This window comes from Wolbachia endosymbiont of Drosophila barbarae, assembly GCF_044752445.1.
GTDB lineage: Bacteria > Pseudomonadota > Alphaproteobacteria > Rickettsiales > Anaplasmataceae > Wolbachia > Wolbachia pipientis.
On record NZ_JBIXJM010000063.1, the window covers coordinates 1 to 3946 of the forward strand.

Annotated in this window: 3 protein-coding genes and 1 pseudogene; 2 read left to right on the forward strand and 2 right to left on the reverse strand. The window is 37.6% G+C overall.

Annotated features, from left to right (window positions below; all coding sequences use genetic code 11):
• Positions 1–160: 160 nt before the first annotated feature.
• Positions 161–1798, reverse strand: coding sequence for a methionine--tRNA ligase (metG, locus tag ACIPNH_RS00825; protein WP_264724128.1), 1638 nt, complete (start codon positions 1796–1798; stop codon positions 161–163).
• 139 nt (positions 1799–1937) lie between these two features.
• Between metG and ACIPNH_RS00830 the strand changes: the two genes are divergently transcribed.
• Complete coding sequence (locus ACIPNH_RS00830) at positions 1938–2378, forward strand: TrbC/VirB2 family protein (RefSeq protein ID WP_400771004.1); 441 nt, start codon at positions 1938–1940, stop codon at positions 2376–2378.
• A gap of 11 nt (positions 2379–2389) precedes the next feature.
• On the opposite strand, the gene ubiG is transcribed toward ACIPNH_RS00830, so the two are convergent.
• A complete protein-coding gene (gene ubiG, locus ACIPNH_RS00835; protein WP_015589098.1) occupies positions 2390–3565 on the reverse strand; it encodes a bifunctional 2-polyprenyl-6-hydroxyphenol methylase/3-demethylubiquinol 3-O-methyltransferase UbiG in 1176 nt (391 codons plus the stop codon).
• A gap of 195 nt (positions 3566–3760) precedes the next feature.
• Here ubiG and ACIPNH_RS06670 point away from each other — a divergent pair.
• Positions 3761–3850, forward strand: a pseudogene (locus ACIPNH_RS06670) (WPE palindromic element domain-containing protein); the annotation flags it as partial.
• Between the last annotated feature and the right edge of the window lie 96 nt (positions 3851–3946).

Consider the following 3946-nt stretch of genomic DNA (forward strand, 5'->3'; position numbering starts at 1 on the left):
TCCTTTCGTCGTGCTGTTGATTCTGCCTTCCTATGACCTGTTCGGACTATTATGAGAAATGCTATAACTAAGGCACTTGCCACCTAACTTGAATATGTAGACAGCGGTGTGCACCGTCGTTAACTAAAGATAATCCCATCCAGGAGAAATAGTTTTTACACTATTTCTCCTCTTTAGCATCAACCCTCAAAAAAACCGGCGTAGGTTTAGGCAGCGTAATGCCTAAGCTTACGCATGCGTTGCACAGAGATTTTAAATCTCGTTGTTCTTTCGGAATTTGCAGTTGATTTAGTATCATCTCTGCTGACTTGGGAACGATTGGCTGCAATAAAATGCCTATTATCCTGATATATTCCAGTAACTTGTAAATTACTAAATTCATGCGCTCTCTGTCAGTTTTGCTTAGTGTCCAGGGTGCACTTTTGTCTATGTAGGCATTTGCTTCAGAAGAGATGTTGATGATTAGAAGTATGATATGGTTAAATTCATACTTTGATAGGTGATTCATCACTTGATCGAGTATAGCTTTGCAACCTGGAAGACTTTCTTCACCTTTAAGTAGGCTTTGATCGATTGTTGGTACAATTCCAGAACATTGCTTGTGTAAAAATGAAATTGTTCTTTGCACTAAATTGCCTATGTTGTTTGCCAGTTCTGAATTTATCCGGCTGATCATATTTTTCTTACTAAAGTTGCCATCTTGGCCGAAGCTTGCTTCCCTGAGGAGAAAATAGCGTAGCTGATCAACACCAAACTCTTGAGCGAGGCCAATTGGATCTATGACATTACCAAGGGACTTGGATATTTTCTCTCCCTCGTTCAACCACCAACCATGAACTGCAATTTGTTTTGGCAGTGGCAGGTCTGCTGCAAGGAGAATCGCTGGCCAATATACAGCATGAAAGCGCAATATGTCTTTACCGATTACATGAACGTTGAAAGAGTTGTCAGCTAGGTTTGCAGCGCTTGACACTGGAATCTGCGTTTTCCCTTGGTTTGGTGTCATTCCAGCGCGTGACGCTGGAATCTGCGTTTTGGATTCTGCCCAAAATCTTTTATATTCCTCACCTTCAGTACTAGGGAAACCTATTGATGTAAGATAATTGGTTAATGCATCTATCCAGACATAGATTACGTGTTTGTCATTACCTGGTACTTTTATTCCCCAGTTAAAACTAGTACGAGAGATTGAGAGGTCAATGAGCCCTGATCTTACAAACGATATCACTTCATTTCTTCTGCTCTCAGGAAAGATAAAACTTGGCTGATTTTTATAGAGTTCCAGTAATTTGTCTTGCCAGTTTGACAAACGAAAAAAGTAGCTCTCTTCTTTTATCCACTGAACTTCTGCGCCTGTTGGTGCTTTGCCATCTATCAGCTCTGATTCCTGATAAAATGCTTCATCACGAACTGAATACCAACCCGAATAGGAATCCAAATATATTTGCCCTCTCTCTTCAAGTCTATTCCATAAAGCTATAACTGCTTTTTTGTGACGTTCCTCCGTAGTGCGAATAAAATCGTCATACTCAAAATTCATGAACTTAGCCAATTCTTTAAATGAAACGCTCACATCATCTGTAAATTCTTTTGGCTGCATTTCCTTTGCTTTAGCTGCTTTTTCTATTTTTTGTCCATGTTCATCTGTACCGGTGGTAAATTTGACATTTTTCCCAGCTAGTTTCATGAACCTTGCCACCACGTCACACAAGAGAGAAGTGTATGCATGACCAATATGCGGCTTATCATTTACGTAATATACTGGCGTGGTGATGTAAAAGTTCTCGAATTGTTCCATGGTTTCGCATTTTGATAAAAATCAACTGAGTTAATTATAGTATTAAAAAGGCAGTAATAAATAAATATTGATTGGGTTAAGCATAATTTTTGAAAAAAGCTATTTACTGAAATTTTATTAAAATAAGAAACAATCAGGCATGATTATTGAAAGAACAATGAGAAATTTTCTTGTAATTCTATTTATAGTTTTCTATGCATTTGATGCACACGCTGATGGAGCAACAGATGTAATGTGTAATGTAATAGGTTACGTTCATGGAATAGGTGGACCAATGATTACAGTGGTAATAATTGGTTCAAGCTTACTTGCAATATTTGGCAGAATGCCTTGGCCTGCACTTTTCGCACTGGGTATGTTTGTTGCTATGTTTTTTGGTGCTCCTCAAATTGTAACAAAGGTAACAGAAAAAGAAGTTTGTTGTCTTTTTAAAGGTCAAACCTTGGAGAATGGAAAGTGTGTTGCTGCTCCTGGATATGAACGTGTAGGTACAGGTTATGCTTGTCCTTCCGGTTGGGCGCTAACTAATAAAGGCTACTGTATAAAAGCTGGCCAAGATCCTTCAAAGTATTGGAAGTGAAAATGGTGCTTTTATAGAGTTAAATCTAACAAACCGCAGAGTATATAATTAACATCCACGCCTTTAGTTAGATTCCACTCACGCTTTATTACGTTGTACTCCATGCCAGCCATGTTTTGCAGCGTTACATTATTTTCTCTTAAGTGATTTGCAATTTCTGACGGCTTGAGAAATTTATTCCAGTTATGTGTACCTTTTGGCAGCCAATTTAATATGTACTCTGCACCAATTATTGCAAGACAAAAGGATTTAATAGTTCTATTTATTGTGGATATAAAGATTAACCCCTCCGGTTTTAGCAGTTCTATCGCTTTTTTCATGAAAAGCTCTAAATTATCCACATGTTCAACTACTTCCATCAACAGAACCACGTCGTACTTCTTGTCATTGCTTAGCTCTTCAATGCTGGTGTGTATATATTCTATATTTAACCCTACTTTTTTTGCATGTGAATGCGCTACTTTTATGTTTTCTTCACATACATCTATTCCCACAACGTTAATGCCAACGCGTGCCATTGACTCTGACAAAATGCCACCACCACACCCGACATCAAGCAATGATAATTCTTTTAAATTGCATTTTTTTAACTCTTTTATTTTCTCAATAATGTAAGATACTCTAACAGGATTCATCATGTGCAATGGTTTGAATTTGCCGTTCTCATCCCACCACTGGCCTGCCATTTTAGCGAATTTTGATATTTCATCTTCGTTATAAGTTTTTGTTTTTTTTTTCTTAGAGGTTATATTGCTGAGTTTATCAAGGCGTTTTTTATGTCTGCTTTCTTTTGAAAATTCTGTTTCGAGGAATTGTTTAACTATGTCTTTTGCTAATCCACTCGCAGTAAACCCTGCACCAAGACACAGTACATTTGCGTTGCCATGCTCGCGAGCTAATTTTGCAATCTCAACACTGTTACATAAAGCAGCGTAGATTCCTTCAAAACGATTTGCCACAGTACTCATGCCCAAACCTGTACCACAAATTAATATCCCATAATTTGCTTTTTTGCTTGTTATATCTTCTACAACTTTAACAGCATAGTTTGGGTAATCTACACACTTTTGCTTAGCAGTGCAGCCTTGATCTACTACTCTGTAACCTAGGGCTTCCAGGTAAGGTTTTATTTCTGATTTTAATTCATAACCAGCATGATCTGAGGCAATTGATACTATACCTAACATATAAGAAATAAAGACATTTTATATGGGTTTGAACTTTCTGTCAAGTCATTCAATGCTTCTGACCTTTTGGGAGTTCTAAAGCTATAGCTAAGGTTTTCCTACGTCATACCGCAATTCATTCCACAACTGTACGAACATTGTGATTTGAGAATAATCTCCGCCAGGAAGGGTGTCATCCCAGTGCTTTGGCACTGAGATCCAGAAAACTTAATTTTAAATAAGTACACCAGATAGCTGTATAATAAGAACTGGATTCCAGTGTCAAGCACTGGAATGACACCTTCTGTATAAATATTAAGAAATTTACCAAACGAAAAAAAAGGCAAAAGAAGCCCCGTGGTTGGCTAATTACTTACATTATACTTTCAAGTATGGCGTTTT

What these genes read in the sequence shown, in the direction of transcription:
- metG (WP_264724128.1), bottom strand. Translation starts at nt 1,798, where the DNA reads ATGGAACAATTCGAGAACTTTTACATCACCACGCCAGTATATTACGTA.
- ACIPNH_RS00830 (WP_400771004.1), top strand. Translation starts at nt 1,938, where the DNA reads ATGATTATTGAAAGAACAATGAGAAATTTTCTTGTAATTCTATTTATA.
- ubiG (WP_015589098.1), bottom strand. Translation starts at nt 3,565, where the DNA reads ATGTTAGGTATAGTATCAATTGCCTCAGATCATGCTGGTTATGAATTA.